Origin of the sequence: Roseateles microcysteis, from assembly GCF_036880965.1 — a bacterium.
Taxonomy (GTDB): domain Bacteria; phylum Pseudomonadota; class Gammaproteobacteria; order Burkholderiales; family Burkholderiaceae_C; genus JAUASW01.
On the sequence record NZ_JBAJMV010000001.1, the window covers coordinates 682,696 to 705,836 of the forward strand.

Here is a 23,141-nt window from a genome sequence, read left to right on the forward strand (position 1 = left end):
ATCGCTGGCAATGGCTGCAGACAGCGTTCAATGCCGTTCCTGGCGCCGTCTCTCAAGCGCGGGTTCGCTGACTGGGCGCTGATGCCTGGTTTGCAAACTGTTCAACTTGGTTTCGCCAGCGCGCTCAACCGGTCAACGCCAATCGGCTCTTCAGGGAGTAGCGGCACGACGGCATATCGCTTGGCATGAAGCGTTGCGACGGCGTCAATGAAGGGCAACTCCTTGGCGGCGCGTGCTTTCAACAGGGCTGATGTCACTGACGTCACCGAGACACTGCCGTTGATGACCCAGGCCCACGGTTCAATTCCGGCTCTGCGCAGGTCATCCTGAAGCACGGCGGCCTCCTGAACAGGGGTGTTCTCCGCCAGCGTCGCGATCAGGACCTTGGTCCGAGTCTCATCCTGGAGCTGCATCATCGGCGTCGTGAAATGGACGCCTGAAATCGACATCTGCCTGGCAATCTCCCGGTGATAGGCCCCGGTGGCATCGAGCAACAGCAGGGTGTGGCCAGTCGGCGCAGTGTCCATGACGACGAACTTGCGGCCTGCCTCTCGGATGATGCGGGAGAAGGCCTGGAACACTGCGATCTCCTCCGTGCACGGGGATCGCAGGTCTTCTTCGAGCAGGGCGCGGCCCTGTGCATCCAGATTCTTGCCCTTGGTCGCCAGCACCTGCTCTCGATAGCGCAGCGTCTCGGCCTGCGGGTCGATGCGGCTGACCGTCAAGTGCTCCAACTGACCGACCAGAGTCTCCGCCAGGTGCGCAGCAGGGTCGGACGTTGTGAGATGAACCGGCAGCCCGCGTCGTGCCAGCTCGACAGCAAGCGCCGCGGCCAGGGTCGTCTTGCCGACCCCGCCTTTGCCCATCACCATGATGAGTCCATGCCCAGGTGCTGCCACGTCGTCCACGAGCTGAGACAGTGTCGGCGCACCGAGCGTCGCAGATTGCGTTGTATCCCCCGTCTTCGTCAGCGGAGCCTGATCGTCGAAGAATTGGCGCAGGGCTTCAAGGCCGACCAGGTCGAAGGCCTTCAGCGCGACCTGATCCGTCGGCAGGTCGCGAAGTAGCGTTGGCATTTCAGCAAGTGCATGCTGCTCGCGCCGAACCACGGCAGCAGCCAGGGCGTCATGCGCTGCTTCGGCGGTGGGCATGACCCCATTGATCACCAGGTACTGGCGGCGCAACCCTATCCGGGCCAACTCGTCGTGTGTGCGCGCCACCTCTCGCAAGGTGGAAGCCTGCGCGCGAGCCACCAGAATCAGTCGGGTGCGCTGCGAGTCGGCAAGTGCGTCGACAGCGGCTTTGTACTGAGCTCGCTGTTTCTCCAGCCCTGCCAAAGGTCCAAGGCACGATGCGTCGCCCTTGCCTGACTCCAGGAAGCTGTTCCAGGCCCCCGGGAGCTGCAGCAGGCGGATCGTGTGCCCCGTGGGCGCTGTGTCGAAGATGACATGCTCGAATCGCTCGACCAGAGACTCGTCGGTGAGCAGGCCGGTGAACTCGTCGAAAGCCGCAATCTCGGTGGTGCAGGCACCGGAGAGCTGCTCTTCGATGCCCTTCACGACATCGACAGGCAGGACGCCGCGCACCGGTCCGACGATTCGATCTCGATAGCCCTGGGCAGCCGCCTGCGGATCGATTTCCAGGGCCCAGAGATTCTTCACCTCGGGCACGGCCGTGATCTTGTTGCCTATGCGGATGCTGAAGACCTGACCGACATTGGAGGCCGGATCGGTGCTGACCAGCAGGACCTGCTTGCCTGCATCAGCCAGCTTGACCGCAGTGGCGCAGGCCAGCGAGGTCTTGCCGACGCCGCCCTTGCCGGTGAAGAAAGCGAAACGGGGCAACTCGTCAAGAAATTTCATGGGGCGGTCCGGTTCAGCAGCACTTGCCACCGCTGCAGCAATTGCCCGCGCTGGTGGCTGGTTCACGTGTATCCAAGCCTAACCATTGCGCGAGTTGCTGGCGGCTCGGATAGCGTCCGGCCAACACGACCTGGCCCTCCAGAACCGAAATGGGCAGCGCATCCTGCCCCGCGCGTTCGAGGAACCCGCGTACGGCTTCGTTCTGCGCGAACGCCAAGGGCTGTTGGGCCAGGTTGAAACGCTCAACATGGGCGCCTTGACCCTTGGCCCAGTCGACATCGGCAGACATCTGGACGAGCTGAGCATCGACATCCTGGCCGCAAACGCCGCTGCTGCAACAAAGGGCTGGATCGAAGATCTGGATGGAGGGCATGTTGGTCTCCTGGAGCTTGCGTCATTGAACGGACACAAGCTTGCGGCAAAGTGCAAGCCCGTGTCTTGTGTTGCATCAATATTTCCAACTCTATAGAATTATCGACTTATGGAAGAGCAACACGTGATCCGTTCCCTCGCAGCCCTGGCCCAGGCCCACAGGCTCAAAGTGTTTCGTTTGCTGGTGGTCGCTGGCCAGCATGGGTTGACGCCCGGCGCACTCGCCGAGGCGCTTGAGCTCCCGGCCGCGACGCTGTCCTTTCACCTGAAGGAATTGAGCAATGCCGGCCTGGTAAGCCAGGAGCGCATCAGCAGAAATGTGGTCTACCGCGCAGCGTTCGATCACATGAACGAACTGCTGGCCTACCTCACCGAGAACTGCTGCCAGGGCGAAGCCTGCATGCCAGCGTCATCAACGACCTGCGCCTGCTGACTCCTACCTACTTCCGAAGGGATCCCGTGAGCTCCGTGATCTACAACGTTCTCTTTGTCTGCACTGGCAACTCGGCCCGCTCGATCCTGGCCGAAGGGCTGATGAACCACATGGGGCAAGGCAAGTTCAAAGCCTTCTCCGCAGGCAGCCACCCGGCCGGTGCCGTCAATCTGCTGTCGCTGAAGACGCTGGCCTGGCTGCAGCTGCCAACAGATGGCTATCGAAGCAAGAACTGGGACGAGTTCGCTCGCCCTGATGCGCCGCAACTGGATTTCGTGTTCACGGTTTGCGACAAGGCCGCTGGCGAGGTCTGCCCGGTTTGGCCGGGCCAGCCATTGACGGCGCATTGGGGCCTGCCTGACCCTGCGGCCGTCAAAGGTGATGAAGCGCAGCAGTTGCAAGCCTTCCAGGACACCGCGCTGGCCCTCAAGCGCCGCATCGAGTTGATGTTGGCGCTTCCCCTGACCACCCTGGACAAGATGTCGTTGCAGGAAGCAGTTCGCGACATCGGCCAAGCCTGACCTCTCGCAATTGCAGCCATGACGATCAACGTTCTCATCCTCTGCACCCACAACTCCGCGCGAAGCGTGCTCTCCGAGGGCATGCTGAACCATCTGGCTGCGAAAGCCGGCAAGGATGTCCGCGCCTTCAGCGCCGGCAGTGCGCCCAGCGGCCGACTGAACCCGTTTGCGCTGGAGGCGCTCACCAATGCCGGTGTCGATGTCAGCGGCTATCGCAGCAAGAGCTGGGACGAGTTCACCTCCCCCGATGCACCGCCGCTGTCCATCGTCATCACCGTCTGCGACAGCGCCGCGGCCGAGCAATGCCCGGTCTTCTTTGGCGCCGGCATCGATGGGGGCCAGCCGGTCAAGGTGCACTGGGGCTATCCGGATCCGTCGAACGCCGAGGGCGGCGACGAAGGCAAGCGCCGGGCCTTTGAGCTGACGCGCCAGGCCATTGGCTATCGCATGCTCCAGCTGCTGCAACTGCCGCTGGAGACGCTGGGCAAGCAGGAGCTGCTTGCCGCACTCAACGCCATCGCCAAGAGCTGAAGTCACTGCAATGAACTCGAGCACTCCTCAAAAGCTCCTTGCTGAGGCCTTGGGCACGGCCTTGCTGATGGCGGTGGTCATCGGCTCCGGCGTGATGGCGGAGCGCCTGTCCGGTGGCAATGTCGCCGTGGCGCTGCTGGCCAACACGCTGGCCACGGTGGGCGGCCTCTACATCCTGATCGAGGTCTTCGGGCCGCTCAGCGGAGCCCACTTCAACCCGGCGGTCAGTGCCGTCATGGCCTGGCGGGGCGAGTTGCCCCTTGCCACCCTTGCGCCCTATGTCGGCGCGCAGTTGCTGGGCGCCATGCTCGGTGCCTGGTTGTCGCATGCGATGTTCGACATGAGCATCCTCCAGTTCTCCACCAAGCTGCGCGGCGGCACGGGGCAATGGATCGCCGAAGGTGTCGCGACATTCGGGCTGCTGCTGGTGATCCTGCGTGCGCCCGGTTCGCGCGTGGCGGCCATGGTGGCCGCCTATATCGGTGCGGCTTATTGGTTCACGGCATCGACCTCGTTTGCCAATCCAGCCGCCGTGTTCGGTCGGATGTTCAGCGACAGCTTTGCAGGCATTGCACCTTCCAGCGCACTGGGCTTCGTTGTTGCGGAGTTGATCGGTGCAGCCGTTGCCGTGGGCGTGCATCGGCTGCTCTCTTCGCCACAGTCTGCTGGCGCGGCCTCTCCCAGCGAATCAACGTCCGCTCGCCATGTCTGATCCCCTGTTTCCTGACGCCACGTTTCCGGCCCTGAAGCCGGAGTTGTTCGACGTCCCAACTCAAGAGCGCCTGACTGTGCGCTCGCCCTCCCAGCACCGACCGCGCATCCTCATGCTCTACGGTTCGCTGCGCGAGCGCTCCTACAGCCGGCTGCTGAGCTTCGAGGCGGCACGCCTGCTGGAGGCCATGGGCGCCGAGGTGCGCATCTTCAATCCGAGCGGCTTGCCGCTCCCCGATGACGCGCCCGACTCCCACCCCAAGGTGCAGGAGCTGCGCGAGCTGGCTGCCTGGTCCGAGGGCATGGTCTGGACCTCGCCGGAGCGGCATGGCGCCATGACCGGCATCATGAAGGCCCAGATCGACTGGATTCCGCTTTCGTCCGGCGCCGTGCGGCCCACGCAGGGCAAAACGCTGGCGGTGATGCAGGTGTCGGGTGGCTCGCAGTCCTTCAATGCCGTGAACCAGATGCGCCTGCTGGGTCGCTGGATGCGCATGCTGACCGTCCCCAATCAGTCTTCCGTGGCCAAGGCCTTTGCCGAGTTCACGGACGAGGGGCGCATGAAGCCCTCGTCGTTCTACGACCGCGTCGTGGACGTCATGGAGGAGTTGTTCAAGTTCACCTTGCTGAGCCGTGATCTCGGGCCGTACCTGGTGGATCGCTACAGCGAGCGCAAGGAATGCGCAGAGGAACTCTCCAAACGAGTGAACCAGCGAGCCATCTGACAACGCATGGCGGGGCGCAGCCCCGCTTCTTTCAACCTAAATAGTTGCTATTGACAACCAGAATAGTGGGCTTCAACATGCGAGCGGAAAGTTGCTATTCACATCCAAATGCCCGAGACGTCCCCATCGCAAGCCCTCTCCGAATCCAGCCCGGGCAGCCTGCTGCGCGAGGTTGCGCGCCTCTACACCCGAGCACAGCGCGTGGTGGCCGATTGCTGCCGCACGACCAGCACGCAGTGCCATCTGCTGACCGAGCTGGGGCGGTCCGGGCCCCTGCCATTGTCCGAGCTGGGCACACGGGTGAGCCTGGAGAAGAGCTGGGTGTCACGCGCGGTGGAGGCCATGGCAGCCCGTGGCTTGGTGACCAAGGAGCCGAACCCGCTAGACGCAAGGAGCTGGCTCGTCACGCTCACCGCCGACGGCGTGCGCACCGTCAACGAACTGAACGACACCCTCGACACCCATGCCGAACAACTGCTGCGACGCCTGGGCGAGCGCAACCGCGCTGCCGTCGAGAAATCACTGCTGCTGCTGCTCCAGGCCCTGCGCGAAGACCAGGCCGCCAATTGCTGCCTCCCGCCGCCTGAAGCCAAAGACGTCAAGGACAAACCGTCATGTTGCTGAACCAAGTTTCCCTGCGCCAGGCGGGCGCCGCCGACTGGCCCGCCGTGGAGGCCCTGTTGCTGACCAACAAGCTTCCAACGGAGGGTGCGCAAGCCCACCTCTCCACCTACGTGCTTGCCGTCTCGAACGGCGAGGTCGTCGGCTGCGCCGGCGCCGAGGTCTATGGCTCCTTGGCGCTGCTGCGCTCGGTGGCCGTGGCGCCCGGCCTGCACAAGCAAGGCATCGGCCGCCTGCTCTTGCAAACCATGCTGCAACAGGCGCGGGCGCGCGATATCGCTTCGCTCCATCTGCTGACCGTCACCGCACCGGAATACTTCGCCTTGTACGGTTTCAAGCGCGGCAAGCTGGAAGACGCTCCCGCTGCCTTGAAGGCCTCGGCGGAGTTCCAGGGCGCCTGCCCAGCCTGTGCCGCCTTCATGAGCCTGACCCTGCACGAGGCACCCGAGGTGGAGGCTGACCTGCCCATCGCGGTGCTTGGTGCAGGTCCAGTAGGCCTCGCTGCCGTGGCCCAGTTGATCGAAAGAGGTCTGCCCTTCGTCGCGCTGGAGGCCGGGAGCCGCGTCGGTGCCAACCTCCTGGACTACGGTCATGTCCGCTTGTTCTCGCCCTGGAGATACAACGTTGATGCTGCCGTGGCGCGGCTGCTGAAACCCACCAGCTGGACGGCGCCGCCAGAGGCCGAACTGCCCCATGCCGCGGACATCGTCAATCGAGTCATGCAACCGTTCGCCGCGCTGCCGGAGGTCGCCCGGGCGTTGAAGCTCGGAGCGCGCGTGCTTGCCATCAGCCGCGAGGGCTACGACAAGGTGAAGACCACCGGCCGCGACCAGGCCGCCTTCGTGGTTCGCTTTGTCCAGGACGGGCGCGAGCAGGAATTGCGTGCTCGCGCCGTGATCGACGCAACGGGCACCTGGGGCACCCCCAATCCCATCGGCGCCAACGGGCTCCCTGCGATTGGCGAGGCCGCGGTGGCCGCGCAAGTCTTCTACGGCATTCCAGACATCGCCGGCTCGCAGCGCGCACGCTATGCCGGCAAGCGGACCCTGGTGGTGGGTGCCGGCCATTCGGCGGCCAACGCACTGCTGTACCTGGCAGACCTTGCCAAGCAATCGCCCGGCACCCGCTTGGCCTGGGCGGTTCGCTCGCCCGCTCTGCAGCGGGCTTTCGGTGGCGGCAGTGCCGATGTGTTGCCGGCCCGAGGCGAACTGGGCAGTTCGCTGCGGCGTTTGCGTGACAGCGGCGAGATGGAGTTCTTCAGCGGCGTGCGCATCACCGAGATTCGGCAGGAGCCTTCGGGGCAACTCTCGGTACATGGCATCGATGCACGGCGCCAGCCAGTCGAAGTAGCGGGCATCGACGAGATCATCTGTGCGACCGGCCAGCGCCCGGACCTGAGCCTGAGCAACGAGTTGCGCCTGAAGCTGGACCCCTGGCTGGAATCCACCGAGCCACTGGGCCCCTTGATCGACCCGAACCTGCACAGCTGCGGGACGGTGCGGCCCCACGGTCATCGCGAGCTGGCACATCCCGAGCCGGGCTTTTACACGGTCGGCGTGAAGAGCTATGGCCGAGCACCGACCTTCCTGATGGCCACCGGTTTCGAGCAGGCGCGATCCGTTGTGGCGGCTTTGGCGGGCGACCTTGAGGCAGCCGACAGGGTTGAGCTGGACCTGCCAGAGACAGGGGTCTGCTCGATCGGCCCGACGGATTCCGACGCGGGCAGCGAGGCCTGCTGCGGCGCGCCCGCTGCCGAATCATTGGCCGCCAAGCCTGTGACGCCCGTCGTTGCAAGCCAGCCGGCTGCATCGTCGTGCTGCGGCCCAAAGCCCGCGCCGGCGACTGCTGCAGCCGCCTCGAGATGCTGCGGATGAGCAGGCGAACAGGGCGGACGGCGACCGTCATTGCGCTGGGCTCTGCCCAGACACTGGCGTGGGCCTCGTCCTACTACCTCCCGGCGATGCTGGCACAGCCCATGGCCCGCTCGCTGGGGCTGAGTGCGCCGGACATCTTTGCGACCTTCTCTGTTGCGCTGATCGTCTCAGCCTTGATCGGCCCTCGGGCCGGGCGCCTCATCGACCAGCACGGGGGCCGGCCGGTGCTGGCAGGCACCAGTCTGCTCTTCGCTGCAGGCCTGGCCTTGATGGCCGGCAGCACGAGCTTCACCGGTGTACTGCTGGCCTGGGTCGTGATGGGCATCGCCATGGGCAGCGGCTTGTACGAAGCCGCCTTCGCCACCATCGTCAGGCTGCACCGGATGGAGTCTCGCCACATGATTACCGGCATCACCCTGATTGCCGGATTCGCCAGCACCGTGGGGTGGCCGCTGAGCGCCTGGGTCAGTGCGCAGTGGGGATGGCGTGAAGCCTGCTGGACTTGGGCCGCGTTGCATGTGATGGTCGGTCTGCCCTTGAATCTGAGCCTGCCGCGCGCCGAGACAGGGCAGGAATTGATTGCGGCGACGGCCGATGTGAAAGATGAGCCAGCGATCGCTGAACCGGGACTCGCGCCGGTGCTGGCCTTGTCATTCGTGTTTGCCACAACCTGGTTCACCAGCACGGCCATGGCCGCGCATTTCCCGCGCCTGTTGCAAGGGTTCGGCATTGGCGTGGCAGGCGCCGTCGGCATCGCTGCACTGATCGGTCCATCGCAGGTCGCCGCACGCCTGTTTGAGTTCGGCTTCCTGCGCCGAGTGCACCCACTGCTGTCGGCTCGACTGGCAACGCTGACACATCCGCTGGGCGCGCTTGGCCTGCTGATCCTCGGGGCACCCGCGGGCATTGCCTTCGGTGTGCTGCATGGCGCAGGCAACGGCGTGCTGACCATCGCAAAGGGAACCTTGCCACTGGTGCTCTTTGGTGCCCAAGGCTATGGCCATCGCCAAGGCATGCTCATGCTGCCCGCGCGCATTGCTCAGGCCTTTGCGCCTTGGTTGTTCGGCATCGCCTTGGATCGATGGCAGGGGCAAGCGCTGTGGCTCACCACGGCTTTGGGGCTGCTCGCATTCGGCACGCTCATGGCCGTGGGACAGCTTCAAAAGAAGCCGCTGCAGCAACAACAAGCTGCCTTGAACCAAACATCACCGACGCTCCCGCCACCACAGCGCCAACGCTCCAAGACCAAACAGTAGCCCGAGCAGCCATGCGGGCACTGAAGCAGCAGCCGACTGCGACACCGCACGCGCCAGATCCGCTGCCTGCACCACGGCCGCCTCGCGCTTGATCGCCTGCTGCCATTGCGGCCAAGCATCCTTGCCGAAGACATACATCCGCGCCGCCGCGAGCTTGCCCTCCGCTGGCGCGATCACCAGCCATCCCGCTGAACGCGGCCAAAGCGCAGCACAGGCATCGTCAGCGCGATCCGCACGCCGCTGCAGCTGGAGCCGCACTCGGTCTGCGGGGGCCTCCGCCGCCAGTTCGCCCGCTCCACCACGCAGGCAGACCACCGTGCGCTCGCCGGCCCGAGGCATCGCATCCGGGAACACCCACTGCGCCTCGCGCTGCTGACGCAGGCCCGCCTGATCGAGCACGCTTTGCCACCAGCTGCCGAGCAGCTGCGGCGAACTGATTGCATGGCGGTGCCAATCGGTGAGGCCCAGCCAGACGATGCGGCCGTGCTGCCAGCGGCGTTGCCAGAGCCAGGGCCTGTCGGTCGCGTTGGCACGCCAGGCGCCGCGTGCGCTGATCGAGGGCCGGAGCGCAGCGAACGACAACTCCAAGCCAGGCAGGGGCTGCAAGGTCGCGGGCCCTTGCGGCGCCAGCGGCAGTTGCAGCTCGCGACTCCACACACCGGCATCGCGCGCATTGCCGGCCAGCACGACCAGCGGCACGCCCTGCTCCACGTGCGCCAGCAAGGCCTGGCGCGCGCTGGCAGCGAGGCTCTCAAAATGGGCCGCATCGATGAGGATCAGCTCGGGCGTGGCCATGGCGCTGCGCGGCGTTTCGGCACGGGTGACGGTCTTGCCGAGCGTGAGCTGCCAATCGAGGTTGGCGCCGCTGGCCAGCAGCAGTTGGTTGAGCGCCTGCGCGTCGAAGGACGGTGCACCGAAGCGGCCCCGGACCTGCAGCGGCGCGCTTTCCTGCACGTCCAACGGCACGGGGCCTTGTTCCAGCGGCTTGCCGGCGGCATCGAGCACCCGGGCTTGCAAGACCATGGCTTCAGCCACCGGCGGCAGCCAACTCACCGAGGCCTCGGCGCCGCTGGCGCTGGTCTGCGCAAGCAGGCTGCCGTTTTCATCGAGCAACTGCAGACGCCAGCTCGCGAGCGGCTGGCTGCGCTTGAGCGTCAAGCTGAATGTGCGACCGAGGGCCAGCTGGCGCGGGAAGTCGAGCTGGATGCCGGGCTCGCTTGAAGGCGCTGGCGCGGAGGCCTGCGCGCGTTCGCCTGGCATGGTGGGCTCGGCGATCAGCAAGGCGAGGCCCGCTGCCGCGAGCAGGACCAGGGCTGCGTTGATCCTTTGGCGCGCGCGCAGGTAGAGCATCGCACTCACCGCGCCAATCAGGCCGACGACGCCGGCAATGAGCAGCGCCCCGCTCATGGCTCGCTCCGTTGCTGCCAGGCCTTGCTGAAGGGCGTGGCCGTGGACGGCTCGGCCTGCAGGCGAACGCCAGCTTCGGTAACGCTGCCGCGCAGCCAGGCGCGCAGTGCGGGCCGGCAATTGGCGCAGCCATCCATCACGTCCTGCAGCGCGCGCTGGGCGGCGAGGCGGTCTTCGTCGGCGCGGATGCGCTCGCGTATCCAATCCTGCGCGGTGCGGCTCCAGAGCGCGGGCAGCGCCGCTTGCTCGCTGGCCAGCGCGGCCATCAGTTCGCGCAGGTGCGCGGGCACGGTCTCAGGCATGGCGCCCTGCTCGCGGCGGTAGGGTGCGGTGCCCACGGCATCGCCACTCATGCGCTTTTCTTCCTTGATCGGCGGTGGCGCGAAGGCGGTGCGGTGCAGGTAGATGCGGTCGGCCTGCTGCAGCTGCTTGATCGCCTCCAGCGCCTTGTATTCATGCGGCAAGGCCGGCTGCGGCGCTATCGCGCGCAGCTGCTTCTCGGCATCCCACATGGCAGAGAGCGCGCGACGCAGGATCTTCTTGGTGGCTTCATCGAACAGCGTGGCGTTCTCGGCCTGGTCGTGCGCATGGCCGAAGCGGTGGAGGATGTCCTGCTTCTCCTCGCTCCCATGCTCGCCCCCATGCTCATCGCCATGGTCGTCCCCAAAAAGGCTGGACTCCTCACCAAGGAACTGGCCGTAGCGCAGCCGCAGGCGGGACTGGTCGGCCGCAATCGCCTCGCTGCGCGCGCGCAGTTGCCCCGGCGGGAAGCGCGGGTTGGCCTTCATCTCGCTGAGCAGTTGCTCGGTGTCTATGATGATCTGGCGCTGGCTGCGCAGGTTCTCGGGCTTGACCAGCATGGGCAGGGCCGAGCTCTCGGTCTCGGCCGCTTGCAGGCCGGGCAGGCGCAGCGTGTAGGTGGGCGAGCTGACGATGTGGGGGCGCGGCGCGGCGTTGTCGGCCGCGCGCACGAAGAAGTAGAGCTCGTCGCCCGGCTCCATGCCCAGCTCGGAGAGCAGCCAGGTCTTGTCCCAGCGGCGCTGGCGCGGGTCGCTGCTCACCGGCATGGGCAGCTCGCGGTCGCTGAAGCGAATGTTCTCGCCACTGCCGCGCGCCAGCGTCAGGTGCAGGCTGGCCCGCTCGATCTTGTAGTCATCGCTGAGGGTCACGGCGATGCGGGCCGAGCGCGCGTCGCGGGCCAGCACCTGGATCAGTTCATCGGGCGATTCGATGGCGATGCGCGGCGCTCCGTCGGGCGTGACCAGCACCGTGTAGCGCTGCCCTTGCCAGCGCCAGAACATCGCCTCGTTGGCCTGCCAGCTCGCGCAGCGCGGCGCGAACGGTAGGCGGCTGCCGTCACTCAGCTCGATGGCAGCAGCATTGGCCGGCTCGGTCTTCAGGCACCAGCGGATCTCGCTGTGCTCGGGCACCTGCAAGGCCTTGGGCGCGGTCTCGTAGGCGGCGAAGCCGGTGTAGGCCGGTGGCGTGACCTGCAGCAGCAGCTCATTGGCAGCCGCCGCCGATGCTGGCAACGCCTGCGGTGCAAGACCGGACGACTGCCCCGGCCACAGCCACAGCATCGCCGCTGCCGCAAAGCTCAGCGCCAACCAGCGCCTATCGAAGCGGGCCTGCACGCTGGCGATGCGGCGCAGCGCCGCGGCGTCGACCGCCTGTGCGAGCCGGCCCAGAAGACGCTGCTGCTGCAGACGGGCCAGCGGCCCTGCTGTGTCGGTGCCCTGCTGCAGCAAGGCGCTGCTGTCTTCCAGCGCCGGCACGGCGGCATCCAGCCAGCGCGGCCATTGGCGCTCCGCCCGTTGGCGCAGACGCCAGAAATCAAAGCCCAGCACCAGCAGCGCGACGAGCAGGCCTGGCCAGGAGCGCAAGAGCAGCCAGGGCAGCACGAGCGCCAGCCACCAGGGCCAACGGCGCGCCATCAGCGCGCGCAAGAGGCGTGGCTGCAAGGCCGAGTAGGCGTCAGCGGCGGCGCGCATGCGCGAGCCCCCTTTCCAGCGCGAACAGCAAGGCCAGCAGCGGCGCGAGCCAGGCGTGCAGCGCGTCAATCGGCAGCAGGGCCGGCGTGGCGCCTGCGGCGGCCTGCAGTGTCATCGACGGTGCGGCATGGGGCTCGGGCGCTTGCGCCATCGCCTGCCAACGTTGGTAGAGCGCCCGCGCGCCATCAATGTCCTGCAGGGCTGCGGAATCCACCGCAAGCACGGTGCTGCGCGCGCCCGCCTTCTTGTTCAAGCTGCTGCGCTCGGTTGCCCACCACAGCGGAGACCGCCAGCGCGCATCGGGCGGCTCGGGCTTGTCCCAGACGATCAGCTCGGTCTTGTCGCTCGGCGTCTCGTCGAACAGGTAGCGGTCACGCCCCTGGCCTGCGCTCTCGAAGGCCTTGAACAAGGCGCGCCATTCGTCGGCACGGTCGCTCGCGAGGACAATGCGGCGCTCCCGCTTCTCGCTGGGCACTGGCAGTGGCTGCACACGCAGCGCCAGCTTGTGGGCCAGCGTGGGCGCCTCGGCGGCCATGGGCACGGCATCGCCACGCGCCAGCAGCAGCCATCGGGCCCCGGCCTGCCATTCGCGCTCGTGCGCGGCCAGCCAGGCGAGCGCATCGCCCTCGGGCAGCTCGAGGCGCCGCACGTCCTGCATGCCGGACTCCTTGATCTGCGCCTCGACCCAAGCCGGATCGGCGCCACGCGTCACCAGGACGGTGTCGCCCCGCCAGGCCAAGGCCACATCGGCCAGCCAGGCGATCACGCCCAGCAGCAGCAGACAGCGCAGCAGGAGCAGCAGGCGTTCGACCCAGACCCACACGCGCTGCTGCTGCGGCGGCGCCTTGGGCAGGAAACGCGCGGTGGCGAGCAGCTCGGCGCGCAGGCGCTGGTGCTTCTCGCGGTGCCACCAGATTGGGAGCAGCAGCACGGGCAAGGCCCACCACCAGGCAGCGAATGCATTCGTCATGCCCGCCCCGCCAATTGCAGCCAGCGACGCAGCACCGTGCCGACAGCCTGCTCGATCGATGCCGTGAGCAGCGGCATGTCGTGCTGCCGGCATTGGGTCTTCACCGCATCGAAGTGAGCGCTGCGCGCGCTGCGGTAGGCCGCCTTGGCCTCGGCATCGAAGCGATGCAATCCTTCCACCCGCTCAGGGTCGCGGTAGGCGCCGCCGCTGGCGAAGCTGGCGTCTTTCTCGGCCTGCGTGGAGAGGCTCAGCAAGCGCACGTCATGCGAGAGATGGCGCAAGCGCAAGAGCGCCTCGGACAGCGGCGACGGCCAGTCCAGGAAATCGCTGACTGCGAAGATCAAACTCGGCGAGCGTGCGAAATGCAGGTGGGCGCGCAGCATCGGCTCATCTGGCAAACCACCGCCCGCCTCCACCCGACTCAGTTGCGCCAGCACCTTGTGCAGCTGGCGCGGCCCGCGCGAGGCCGGCGTGAAGGCCACGCGGTCCTGGCCCGCAATGATCAGGCCGAAGGCATCGCCCTGGCGCTGAGCCACGGCCGCAATGCAGCCGAGCACGGTGCGCGCGAACCAGAGCTTGGTCAGGCCCTCGATGCTGCGGCTGGGCTCGGCCATCGAGGCGCTGGCATCCAGCAAGAGCCAGATCGCCACATGGCTGTCGCGCTCGGCTTCGCGCACGTAGTAGCGATCCACGCGGGCCAGGAGCTTCCAATCCACGCGCCGCCATTCATCGCCCGGCACATAGGCGCGGTACTCGGAGAACTCAACGCCCGCGCCCCGCTCGCGACCCGCATGCAGGCCATGGCCCAGGCCCGCCAGCACATGGCGGATGACCAGGTCCAGGTCGGCCGTCTGGGCCAGCAGCGAGGCCGTCGCCAGCATGGTGATCAGTCGACCTTGATCTCGTTGCGCAGCGCCGCCAGGATCTCGGCTATCGCCACGCCATCGGCCTCGGCCTCGAAGTTGCGCAGCACGCGGTGGGCGAGCACCGGCAAGAGCATGGCGGCGATGTCGTCTCGCGTGACGGCCAGGCGGCCGTGCATCAGTGCGCGCGCCTTGGACGCCAGTACCAGGGCCTGGCCGGCGCGCGGGCCGGCGCCCCAGCCCACATGCTTCTTGACGCTGGCAACCGTGCTCTCCTGCGGCCGCGTGGCGCGCACGAGGCGGGTGGCGTAGCGCAGCAGGTGATCGCCGATCTCGACGTCGCGCACCAGCTGCTGCAGGCGCATCAGGGTGGCCACGTCCATCGCCGGCACGGCGTCCGCCAGGCCCGCATGCGTGGTGCGCGAGACCATCTGCATTTCCTCGTCTTCGCTCGGATAACCCACGTCGATGCGCAAGAGGAAACGGTCCAATTGCGCCTCGGGCAACGGATAGGTGCCGGCCTGCTCGATCGGGTTCTGCGTGGCCAGCACGAAGAAGGGTTGCGGCAGCCGGTGCGTCTGGCCGGCGAAGGTGACCGAGCGCTCCTGCATCGCTTCGAGCAGCGCGGACTGCGTCTTGGGCGGCGCGCGGTTGATCTCGTCGGCCAGCAGCACCTGCGTGAACACCGGGCCGCGCTGGAACTTGAAGACACGCTGGTGCGTGGCCTGGTCTTCTTCCAGGATCTCGGTCCCGACGATATCGGAGGGCATCAGGTCGGGCGTGAACTGCACGCGGCGGAACTGCATGTCGGTGGCCTGCGCCAGCGACTTCACCAGCAGCGTCTTGCCGAGACCAGGCACGCCTTCCACCAGCGCATGGCCCCCGGCGATCAGGCAGATCACCAGCGACTCGATCACCTCGGCCTGGCCGATGATGACGCGCGACATGCTGGCGGTGAGTTCACCCACTTTGGCGGTCAGCGAAGCAACTTCGGCTTCACTCCAGTCTTGGGCGTTCAGTTCAGACAAGTTCAGGCTCCCAATGCGTATTGAACGATGTTGACGGCAAAGCGTGTGTTGTCGATGGCCAGCCAGCGCTTGTTGCGGAAGTCGTAGTCCCACTCGCAGCCGTAGTCCTTGTTGCTGTAGAGCAGCCGGATGCGGCCGTTGAACTCGACGGCCTTCAGGTAGTCGTGCACCAGGTCGTCGCCCCAGCCATTCAGCTCCACGCCGGTGTTGGGCGGGCCGTCGAACTTGAAGAAGCTCGAGTAGATCGGGTGCTTGTTGCTGATCTTGCGCAGTGCGTTGCCGCCGAACATGCGCGCCACCTCGGCTTCGAAGGACTTGGCGAACAGGCCGTCGATGTCGTGGTTGCAGTCGTCCACGAAGAGGAACCCGCCACCCCTCACATAGCGCTCGAAGTTCTTGCGCTCGGCCGGTGTGAACTGCACCAGCTTGTGCCCGGCCAGGTAGCAGAACGGGGCTTCCAGCATCTTGGGGTCCGACAGCGCCACCACCCGCTCCACCGGATCAACCCGCAGCGTCGTGTACTCGACCAGCGAGTTCAACACATTGCTGGGCATGCGGATGTCGACATCCCAGTCGCCGGATTCGTAGATCAGGCGGGTGAAGTAGAAGTCGAAGCCGGCCGCCATGCCTCAGCTCAGACCGCGTCGGACAGCGAGGTGAAATTGAAATCCCGCACCTTCATCGCCGGCACGACCGCACGGCGGCCGCCCCCTCCCATCACCTGTGTGCGTCCCAGCTCCTCGATGTTGTTGAGCATCGTGACCGGGCTCTCGTTGAAGCGGAAATTCTTGATCGGGTACATCAGCTTGCCGTTCTCGATATAGAAGGTGCCGTCGCGCGTGAGGCCGGTCACCAGCACCGACTGCGGATCGACCGAACGGATGTACCAGGTGCGCGTGACCAGCACGCCCTTCTTGGTCGAGGCGATCAGCTCGGCAAGCGACTTGCTGCCGCCGGCCATGATCACATTGCCATTGCGGCCGGGCGCCTTGATGCCCTTCTTGTTGGCCCAGAACGGCGAGTACTCGAGCGACTCGATCTTGCCGTCCTTGATGATGCTCTGGCGCTCACGGGCCTGCATCGAGCCGCTGTCCCACGGGCGCACCGGGGCGTCCTTGTCCCAGGGGTCGGCCCAGACGTTGACCTGCTCATCGAAGAGCTTTTCGCCCAGGCGCGTGCCGCCGCCCTTCTTCGCGAGGAAGCTGCGGCCTTCGTCGGCCTGACGCGCATCGAAAGCACCGAACATGAAACTCAGGATGTCGCTGGAAGCCGCCGGCTCCAGGATCACCGTGTAGCGGCCCGGCTCCAGAGCTTTGGCATCGACCGAGCGCAAGGCCTTCTCGATGGCCACGTTCGAAGCTTCGCGCGGGTCGAACAGGCTCACATCGTTGGCGCTGCGCACCACCCAGCCGGAGCCGCGGCCGTCTTCGGTGCGGGTCGTCACCGTGAAGTCCACATTGGTGGATTCCTGGTAGCCGAAGACACCGTTGGAATTGGCAATCGCCTCGAAGCCCGAGCTGTCGATGAAGAAGCCCGCCGCCTGCAACTTGCTCTTGCGGCTTTCCTCGATGCTGTGGGCGGCCACCTGCGCACGGAACTCGGGGTCGATGGCCGCCGTGGTCTTGGCGAAGGTGTTCGAGGCCTTGAACTGCTGCTTGCCCGCAGCCGGCGTGAACTCGGGGTTCTCGGGCGCCAGGCGGGCCACGTCTTCGGCGCGGCGCACCAGCTTCTCCAGCGACTTGTCGTCGAACTCGTTCAAGGAAGCCGTGCCCTGACGCTTGCCGAAGGCCACGCTGACATTGATCTGCATGTCTTCGTTCAGGCCGGCGGTCGAGACGCTGTTCTGCGCATAGCGGATATTGCCGGTGCGGCTGCCCTGGATCGACACGCGGCATTCGTCCGCCTTGGACAGCGCCAGCACCTTGTCGCAGATGAGCTTGGCCTGTTCCTGCGTGATCTTTGCTTTCATGGTCTCTTATCCAATCTTGCGAGCGGTGTTGATGACGTTGATGCCGTTGAATCGGGTGGTGCTGGAGCCGTGTGACACGGCGCTGACCTGGCTGGGCTGGCCCTTGCCGTCAAAGAAGGAGCCGCCCATGCGCCAGTCGCGTTCATCGCAGATGGCGCTGCAGGCGTTCCAGAATTCCTGCGTGTTGGCCTGGTAGGCCACGTCCTCGACGGGGCCCGTGATCTTGCCGTTCCTGATCTCGTAGAACAGCTGGCCACCGAACTGAAAGTTGTAGCGCTGCTGGTCGATGGAGTAGGAGCCACGGCCGAGGATGTAGATGCCCTTCTTGACGTCCTTGACCATCTCGTCGGGCGTGAGCCTTTCCTTGCCGGCGGCGAGCGAGACATTGGGCATGCGCTGGAACTGCACGCTGTTCCAGCTGTCGGCATAGGAGCAGCCATGCGAGGCGCTCTCGCCGATGATGTGGGCCTGGTCGCGCGTGGCCTGGTAGTTCACCAGCACGCCGTTCTTGATGATGTCCCAACGCTTGCAGGCCACGCCCTCGTCGTCATAGCCCACAGCCCCCAGCGAGCCGGGCGTGGTCTTGTCGGCGAAGAAGTTGACGCGCTCGGCGCCGAACCTGAACTGCTTGCTCTGCCACTTGTCCAGCGTGGCGAAACTGGTGCCGGCGTAGTTGGCTTCGTAGCCGAGCACGCGGTCCAGCTCGGTCGGGTGGCCCACCGATTCATGGATGGTCAGGAACAGGTGGTCGGGGCTCAGCACCAGGTCGTACTTGCCCGGCTCGATGGACTTGGCGGTCAGCTTCTCCCTGGCCTGGCGGCCACAGTGGCGTGCCTCTTCCAGCAGGTCGATGCTGTTGCGGGAAAGCGTGGTCACGCCACCAGCGGCCTGTATCTTGTCTTCCGGCCTGGCATCGAAATACTCGAAGCCCATGCCCACAGGCGATGCCAGGCTCTCGCGCGTGCGGAACTTGCCGGTGGCCTTGTCCACGGCCGTGGCCGTCATCGGCGACCAGAGGCGGTGGACGTCCTGGTCGATGTAGGAGCCATCGGTCGAGGCAAAGTACTTCTGCTGGTTGACCTGAAACAGCGAGGACTGCATGAAGCTGGCACCGGCCTCCAGGCCCGCCTTGTTGGCCGCGATCAGCATGTCGGCCTTGTCCTTGATCGGCACGTGGCGCCAGTCCTTCAAGACCGGCGTGGCCCAGGCCACTTCGCCCACGCCTTTCACCGGCGCAAGCTGCAGGGGTTGGCTCTGCAGCCTGGCATTGGCCTTGGCAATCGCCACGGCTTGCCGAGCCGCACCCGCCACCGCATCGGGCGAAAGATCGTTCGTCGATGCGAAGCCATAGGCACCACCCGCGATCACGCGCACGCCCACGCCGATGGACTCGGTGTTGACGATGTTCTCGACCCGCACATCACGCGTGGTGATGAACTGGTTCAGGTAGCGGCCGATGCGGACATCGCAGTAGCTCGCGCCGGCCCTTGTTGCCGCATCGAGCGCCACGTCGGCCAGCTGCTTCTTGACGAAAACCGGCGCCGCCGGCTTCATCAGCTCTTCGGCCGCCACCGCTCGGCCCATCACCGGCACCAGGAGCGAACCGGCTGCAACGCCGGACAGATTCAGGAAACGACGCCTCTCCATACAACTCTTAGGGATGGGCTCAGACGGCATCGGAAAGCGACGTGAAGTTGAAGTCCCGCACCTTCATCGGCGGAATCATCATCTGGTACGGCACCTCGTCGCCACCGATGATCACCGGCTTGCCGATCTCTTCGATGTTGTTGAGCATGGTCACCGGGCTCTCGTTGAAGCGGAAGTTCTTGATCGGATGCAGGATCTTGCCGTTCTCGATGTAGAAGGTGCCGTCGCGCGTGAGACCGGTCAGCAGCACGGTCTGCGGGTCCACCAGGCGGATGTACCAGGTGCGGGTCACCAGCACGCCCTTCTTGGTGCTCGCGATCAGCTCGGCGGTGCTCTTGTTCGTGCCCGCCATGATCATGTTGCCGTGACCGGCCGTGGGCTTGACGCCCTGCTTCTTGGCCCAGAACAGCGAATAGTCCAGCGCATTGACGCGGCCGTTCCTGATCACATCGGTGCGCTCGCGGGCCAGCATCGAGCCGCCGTCCCAGGGCAGCACGCCCACGTCCTTGTCCCAGGGGTCGGCCCAGACGTTCACCTGTTCGTCGAACAGCTTGTCGCCCTTGCGGTTGCCGCCGCCCTTCTTCGAGAGGAAGCTGCGGCCTTCGTCGGCCTGGCGCGCATCGAAGCCACCCAGCATGAAGCCGATCAGCTCGGACGTGGCAGCCGGCTCCAGGATCACGGTGTAGCGGCCCGGCTCCAATGCCTTGGCTTCGACCGAACGGATGGCCTTCTCGATGGCCACATCCGCCGCTTCACGCGCGTCGAAGCGCGCTGCATCACCGGCAGTGCGCTTGACCCAGCCGGAGCCCCGGCCGTCTTCGGTGCGCACGGTGCAGGTGAAGTCCAGGCCGGTGCTCTGCTGATAGCCGAACACGCCGTTGGAGTTGGCCACGGTCGAGAAGGCGGTCTGGTCGGTGAAGAAGCCGGCCGTGGTCAGGCCCTTCTTGCGGCAGGCTTCAATTGTGTAGGCCGCGGCTTGAGCGCGGTAGTCGGCATCGATGTCGGCCGTCTTCTGGCTGAAGGTGGGGGTGGTCTTGTAGCTCTGCTTGCCCACCGCCGGCATGAACTCGGGGTTCTCCGGCGCCAGACGCGCCAGGTCTTCAGCGCGGCGCACCACCTTCTCGAGCGACTTGTCGTCGAACTCATTGATCGTGGCCACGCCCTGCTTCTTGCCGTAGGCGACGGACACCGCCAGTTGCGTGTCTTCCACGAGGCCTGCCGTCGAAACACTGTTGCGGGCGAAACGGATGTTGCCGGTGCGACTGCCACCCAGGTTGACCGTGCATTCATCGGCCTTGGACAGGGCCAGGATCTTGTCGCACAGGCGCTTGGCTTCTTCGGAGCTCAGGAGTTTCATCAGATGCTCCTGCCTCAGCCGATCTTGCGAGCGGTGTTGATCACGTTCACGCCGTTGAAGCGCGTGGTCGAGGAGCCGTGCGACACCGCGCTGGACTGCGAAGGCTGGCCCTTGCCGTCGAAGAAGGAGCCGCCCATGCGCCAGTCGCGCTCATCGCAGATCGCGGCGCAGGCATTCCAGAACTCCGTGGTGTTGGACTGGTAGGCCACGTCTTCCAACGGCGCGCCGATCTTGCCGTCCTTGATCTCGTAGAACAGCTGGCCGCCGAACTGGAAGTTGTAGCGCTGCTGGTCGATGGAGAAGGAGCCGGCACCGACGATGTAGATGCCCTTCTTGACGTCCTTGACCAGCTGGTCCGGGCTCAAAGGCGCCTTGCCGGCGGCCAGCGAGATATTGGGCATGCGCTGGAACTGCACGCTGCTCCAGCTGTCGGCATACGAGCAGCCATGCGAGGCGTTCTCGCCCAGCATATGGACCTGGTCGCGGGTGGCCTGGTAATTGACGAGGATGCCGTCCTTGACGATGTCCCAGCGGCGGCCGGCCACGCCTTCGTCGTCGTAGCCGACGGCACCCAGCGAGCCGGGCACGACCTTGTCGGCAATGATGTTCACGCGCTCGTGGCCGTACTTGAACTTCTTGCTCTTCCACTTGTCCATCGTGGCAAAGCTCGTGCCGGCGAAGTTGGCCTCATAGCCGAGCACGCGGTCGAGTTCGGTCGGGTGGCCGACCGACTCATGGATCGTCAGCCACATGTGTTCGGGGCTTAGCACGAGGTCGTACTTGCCTGGCTCCACCGACTTGGCGGTGAGCTTCTCCTTGGCCTGGCGGCCGCAGGCGCGCGAGTCCTCGATCAGGTCGTAGGAATTCTTGTAGAGCGTGGCCACGCCACCGGCGGCCTGCACCTTGTCTTCGGCCTTGCCGTCCAGATATTCATAGCCCATGCCCACGGGCGACGAGAGGCCCTGGCGCGAGCGGAACTTGCCGGTCGACTTGTCCACGGCCGTGGCGAACACCGGCATCCACAAACGGTGCACGTCCTGGTCGATGTAGGAGCCGTCGGTCGAGGCGAAGTACTTCTGCTGGTTGACCTGGAACATCACCGACTGCATGAAGCTGGCACCTGCATCCATGCCGGCCTTGTTCGCAGCGATCAGCAGCTCGGCCTTGTCCTTGATCGGCACGGCGCGCCAGTCTTTCTTGATCGGCGTGGCCCAGGAGACTTCACCCACGCCCTTCACCGGCGCCAGTCGCACCGGCTCGGACTGCAGCTTGGCATTGGCCTTGGCGATGGCCACGGCCTGGCGGGCGGCGTTGGCCACCGAGTCGGGCGACATGTCGTTGGTGGCCGCGAAGCCATAGGCGCCACCGGCGATGACGCGCACACCCACGCCGGCCGATTCGGTGTTCACCACGTTCTCGACGTTCAGCTCGCGCGTGGTGATGAACTGGTTCAGGTAGCGGCCGATGCGCACATCGCAGTAGCTCGCGCCGGCACTGGTGGCGGCATTGAGCGCCACATCCGCCAGCGTCTTCTTGAACTTCACCGCCAGCGGGCTCATCAGCTCTTCGGCGGCCACCGCACGCCCGAACACGGGCAAGAGCAAGGAACCGACGGCGAGGCCGCTGACATTGAGGAAAGAACGGCGTTCCATGGAAGATTCTCCTGAAGCGGTAGCCAAAGCGGCCAAACGGGGCACGGATATTTCTTGAATGCGGGACCCGCACGAACGGCGGCAACCATAGCAGCGAAAATGCCGCTTCAGCGCCGCAGACGCAATGACAGGCGCACGGATGATGTCGAGGCTCGCCCGCGCCTTGCAGTGCCGGATTGCACCGAGGGAGAGGTCCGATTGCAGGCCGAGCCGGGATAGGCTAGTGCTGCTGGCTCACACCGCTTGCGGATGCCGCTCGCGCCAGGCCCGCATCTGCTGCCGGTACTCGTCCATCGCCAGGTCGTGCAGATCGAAGATGCAGGGGTCGCAGCCGTTGCCGCAGCAGGCATCGAGGTCCGGCTGGAAGGGAGGCTGGGGCATGGGATCGGCGTCCGGGATGGCTTCGGCGGTCATTGGCGAAGATTGTCCGGCAAGGGCTGAAGATCAGGGCTTGGGCTTGGCTTGTTGCTCTTGCACCTGTTGCTTCCAGCGCTGCTGCGCCGCATCGGCGTACGCCGCACAGGTCAAGGGCCTGGGATGCGGCTGGGCGGCGTCGGCATAGTTCCAGCCGCTCTGATCCGGGTGCGGCGTCAGCAGCAAGTCGCAAGGCAGCTTGCGGACCAGCTCTGCGCTGCGCAGATAGGTCTCCAGCAGCTTGGGATAGGCCGGGTTGCCCACCAGCTGGTAGCCGGGCGCGCTGAGGCTGTCGGCGTACACGGTTCGCACGGCAGCGCCCTTGCGGGTGTCGGTCCAGGACCAGCTCATGCTGCCCGGCGTATGGCCCGGGGTGAACGAGACCGTGAGGGTCATGCCGCCCAGCTTGATCGCCTCGCCGTCCTGCAGCAGCCGGTCGGCCTGCACCGGCGGAAAGAGGATGTCGTCGCCGAAATGGATGTCGTTGCTGCCGCCGCGCGCCAGCAGCACCGCCGATTCGGCATTGCTGATCAGCTGTGCACCCGTGGCACGTTTGACCGCGGCCAATGGGCCGGCATGGTCGGCATGAGCGTGCGAATGCAGGATGTAGCGCAGATCGCCCGGCGCCACACCCAGCTTCTTCATGTTGGCCAGCAGCAGGCCCGCCACCTGCGGCATGCCGCCGTCGATCAGCAGCGCGCCCTGCTCGGTCTTCACCAGCAGCGCGGTGATGTTGGCCGTGCCGATCTGCCAGACGTGGTCGCTGATCTGCACGGGCTCGATGGGCGTCAGCCAGCTCGGCTGGACCTTGTAGGCCTGCAACTGCGGCAGCGGCTCATGGGCCTGGGCACCAAGACTGTTGGCAAGAAGCAGCGTGAGAGTGAGCGGGGCAGTGAGGCGCATGAGGAGGCTCTTGAAACGGATGCCGGCAATTTAC

Annotated in this window: 22 protein-coding genes; 8 read left to right on the plus strand and 14 right to left on the minus strand. The window is 65.9% G+C overall.

Translation table 11 applies throughout. From position 1 onward, the window contains the following. Positions 1 to 101 precede the first annotated feature (101 nt). A complete protein-coding gene (arsA, locus tag V3596_RS03160; protein WP_334276140.1) occupies positions 102 to 1,862 on the minus strand; it encodes an arsenical pump-driving ATPase in 1,761 nt (586 codons plus the stop codon). A gap of 13 nt (positions 1,863 to 1,875) precedes the next feature. Further along, positions 1,876 to 2,235 carry an arsenite efflux transporter metallochaperone ArsD gene (gene arsD, locus V3596_RS03165; protein WP_334276141.1) on the minus strand — a complete coding sequence of 120 codons (360 nt, stop codon included), beginning with the start codon at positions 2,233 to 2,235 and terminating at the stop codon, positions 1,876 to 1,878. A gap of 108 nt (positions 2,236 to 2,343) precedes the next feature. On the opposite strand from arsD, the gene V3596_RS03170 reads away from it, so the two are divergent. From V3596_RS03170 to V3596_RS03205, 8 genes are all read left to right on the plus strand, one after another. After that, a complete protein-coding gene (locus V3596_RS03170; protein ID WP_334276142.1) occupies positions 2,344 to 2,667 on the plus strand; it encodes an ArsR/SmtB family transcription factor in 324 nt (107 codons plus the stop codon). Between the two features lie 26 nt (positions 2,668 to 2,693). Beyond that, a complete protein-coding gene (locus tag V3596_RS03175; RefSeq protein WP_334276143.1) occupies positions 2,694 to 3,188 on the plus strand; it encodes an arsenate reductase ArsC in 495 nt (164 codons plus the stop codon). An 18-nt stretch (positions 3,189 to 3,206) separates the two neighbouring features. Then, complete coding sequence (locus V3596_RS03180) at positions 3,207 to 3,719, plus strand: arsenate reductase ArsC (protein ID WP_334276144.1); 513 nt, start codon at positions 3,207 to 3,209, stop codon at positions 3,717 to 3,719. A gap of 10 nt (positions 3,720 to 3,729) precedes the next feature. Further along, complete coding sequence (locus V3596_RS03185; RefSeq protein ID WP_334276145.1) at positions 3,730 to 4,431, plus strand: MIP/aquaporin family protein; 702 nt, start codon at positions 3,730 to 3,732, stop codon at positions 4,429 to 4,431. Further along, positions 4,424 to 5,155, plus strand: coding sequence for an arsenical resistance protein ArsH (gene arsH, locus V3596_RS03190; RefSeq protein ID WP_334276146.1), 732 nt, complete (start codon positions 4,424 to 4,426; stop codon positions 5,153 to 5,155). The genes V3596_RS03185 and arsH overlap by 8 nt, the downstream gene beginning before the upstream one ends. Before the next feature lie 108 nt (positions 5,156 to 5,263). Then, the gene (locus V3596_RS03195; protein WP_334276147.1) at positions 5,264 to 5,779 is read left to right on the plus strand and encodes a MarR family winged helix-turn-helix transcriptional regulator; all 516 of its coding nucleotides are present in this window, start codon (positions 5,264 to 5,266) and stop codon (positions 5,777 to 5,779) included. Next, positions 5,770 to 7,650: an arsenic resistance N-acetyltransferase ArsN2 gene (gene arsN2, locus V3596_RS03200; RefSeq protein WP_334276148.1), complete on the plus strand. Its 1,881-nt coding sequence runs from the start codon at positions 5,770 to 5,772 to the stop codon at positions 7,648 to 7,650. The genes V3596_RS03195 and arsN2 overlap by 10 nt, the downstream gene beginning before the upstream one ends. Further along, complete coding sequence (locus V3596_RS03205; RefSeq protein WP_334276149.1) at positions 7,647 to 8,906, plus strand: MFS transporter; 1,260 nt, start codon at positions 7,647 to 7,649, stop codon at positions 8,904 to 8,906. Before arsN2 ends, V3596_RS03205 begins: the two co-directional genes overlap by 4 nt. Here V3596_RS03205 and V3596_RS03210 read toward each other — a convergent pair. The 12 genes from V3596_RS03210 to bla form a co-directional block, all read right to left on the minus strand. Further along, positions 8,856 to 10,313, minus strand: coding sequence for a hypothetical protein (locus tag V3596_RS03210; protein WP_334276150.1), 1,458 nt, complete (start codon positions 10,311 to 10,313; stop codon positions 8,856 to 8,858). The two genes, V3596_RS03205 and V3596_RS03210, sit on opposite strands and share 51 nt — an antisense overlap. Further along, positions 10,310 to 12,304: a hypothetical protein gene (locus V3596_RS03215; protein WP_334276151.1), complete on the minus strand. Its 1,995-nt coding sequence runs from the start codon at positions 12,302 to 12,304 to the stop codon at positions 10,310 to 10,312. Before V3596_RS03215 ends, V3596_RS03210 begins: the two co-directional genes overlap by 4 nt. Continuing rightward, on the minus strand, positions 12,288 to 13,274 hold the full coding sequence (locus V3596_RS03220) for a hypothetical protein (RefSeq protein ID WP_334276152.1): 987 nt from the start codon (positions 13,272 to 13,274) through the stop codon (positions 12,288 to 12,290). Before V3596_RS03220 ends, V3596_RS03215 begins: the two co-directional genes overlap by 17 nt. Continuing rightward, entirely contained in the window at positions 13,271 to 14,155 is an 885-nt protein-coding gene (locus V3596_RS03225; RefSeq protein ID WP_334276153.1) for a DUF58 domain-containing protein, read from the minus strand. The genes V3596_RS03220 and V3596_RS03225 overlap by 4 nt, the downstream gene beginning before the upstream one ends. 5 nt (positions 14,156 to 14,160) lie before the next feature. Beyond that, a complete protein-coding gene (locus V3596_RS03230) occupies positions 14,161 to 15,165 on the minus strand; it encodes an AAA family ATPase (protein WP_334276154.1) in 1,005 nt (334 codons plus the stop codon). Between the two features lie 2 nt (positions 15,166 to 15,167). After that, positions 15,168 to 15,791, minus strand: a complete 624-nt coding sequence (locus V3596_RS03235; protein WP_334276155.1) for a DUF4159 domain-containing protein — start codon at positions 15,789 to 15,791, stop codon at positions 15,168 to 15,170. Between the two features lie 8 nt (positions 15,792 to 15,799). Beyond that, a complete protein-coding gene (locus V3596_RS03240; protein WP_334276156.1) occupies positions 15,800 to 17,134 on the minus strand; it encodes a TldD/PmbA family protein in 1,335 nt (444 codons plus the stop codon). 6 nt (positions 17,135 to 17,140) lie between these two features. Continuing rightward, positions 17,141 to 18,781, minus strand: a complete 1,641-nt coding sequence (locus tag V3596_RS03245; RefSeq protein ID WP_334276157.1) for a TldD/PmbA family protein — start codon at positions 18,779 to 18,781, stop codon at positions 17,141 to 17,143. A 19-nt stretch (positions 18,782 to 18,800) separates the two neighbouring features. After that, positions 18,801 to 20,138: a TldD/PmbA family protein gene (locus V3596_RS03250; RefSeq protein ID WP_334276158.1), complete on the minus strand. Its 1,338-nt coding sequence runs from the start codon at positions 20,136 to 20,138 to the stop codon at positions 18,801 to 18,803. A 14-nt stretch (positions 20,139 to 20,152) separates the two neighbouring features. Continuing rightward, positions 20,153 to 21,790 (minus strand): TldD/PmbA family protein, encoded by a 1,638-nt coding sequence (locus V3596_RS03255; protein ID WP_334276159.1) that lies wholly within the window; start codon positions 21,788 to 21,790, stop codon positions 20,153 to 20,155. A 234-nt stretch (positions 21,791 to 22,024) separates the two neighbouring features. Next, on the minus strand, positions 22,025 to 22,204 hold the full coding sequence (locus V3596_RS03260) for an oxidoreductase-like domain-containing protein (RefSeq protein ID WP_334276160.1): 180 nt from the start codon (positions 22,202 to 22,204) through the stop codon (positions 22,025 to 22,027). Between the two features lie 30 nt (positions 22,205 to 22,234). After that, on the minus strand, positions 22,235 to 23,107 hold the full coding sequence (gene bla / locus V3596_RS03265; protein WP_334276161.1) for a subclass B3 metallo-beta-lactamase: 873 nt from the start codon (positions 23,105 to 23,107) through the stop codon (positions 22,235 to 22,237). Positions 23,108 to 23,141: the final 34 nt, after the last annotated feature.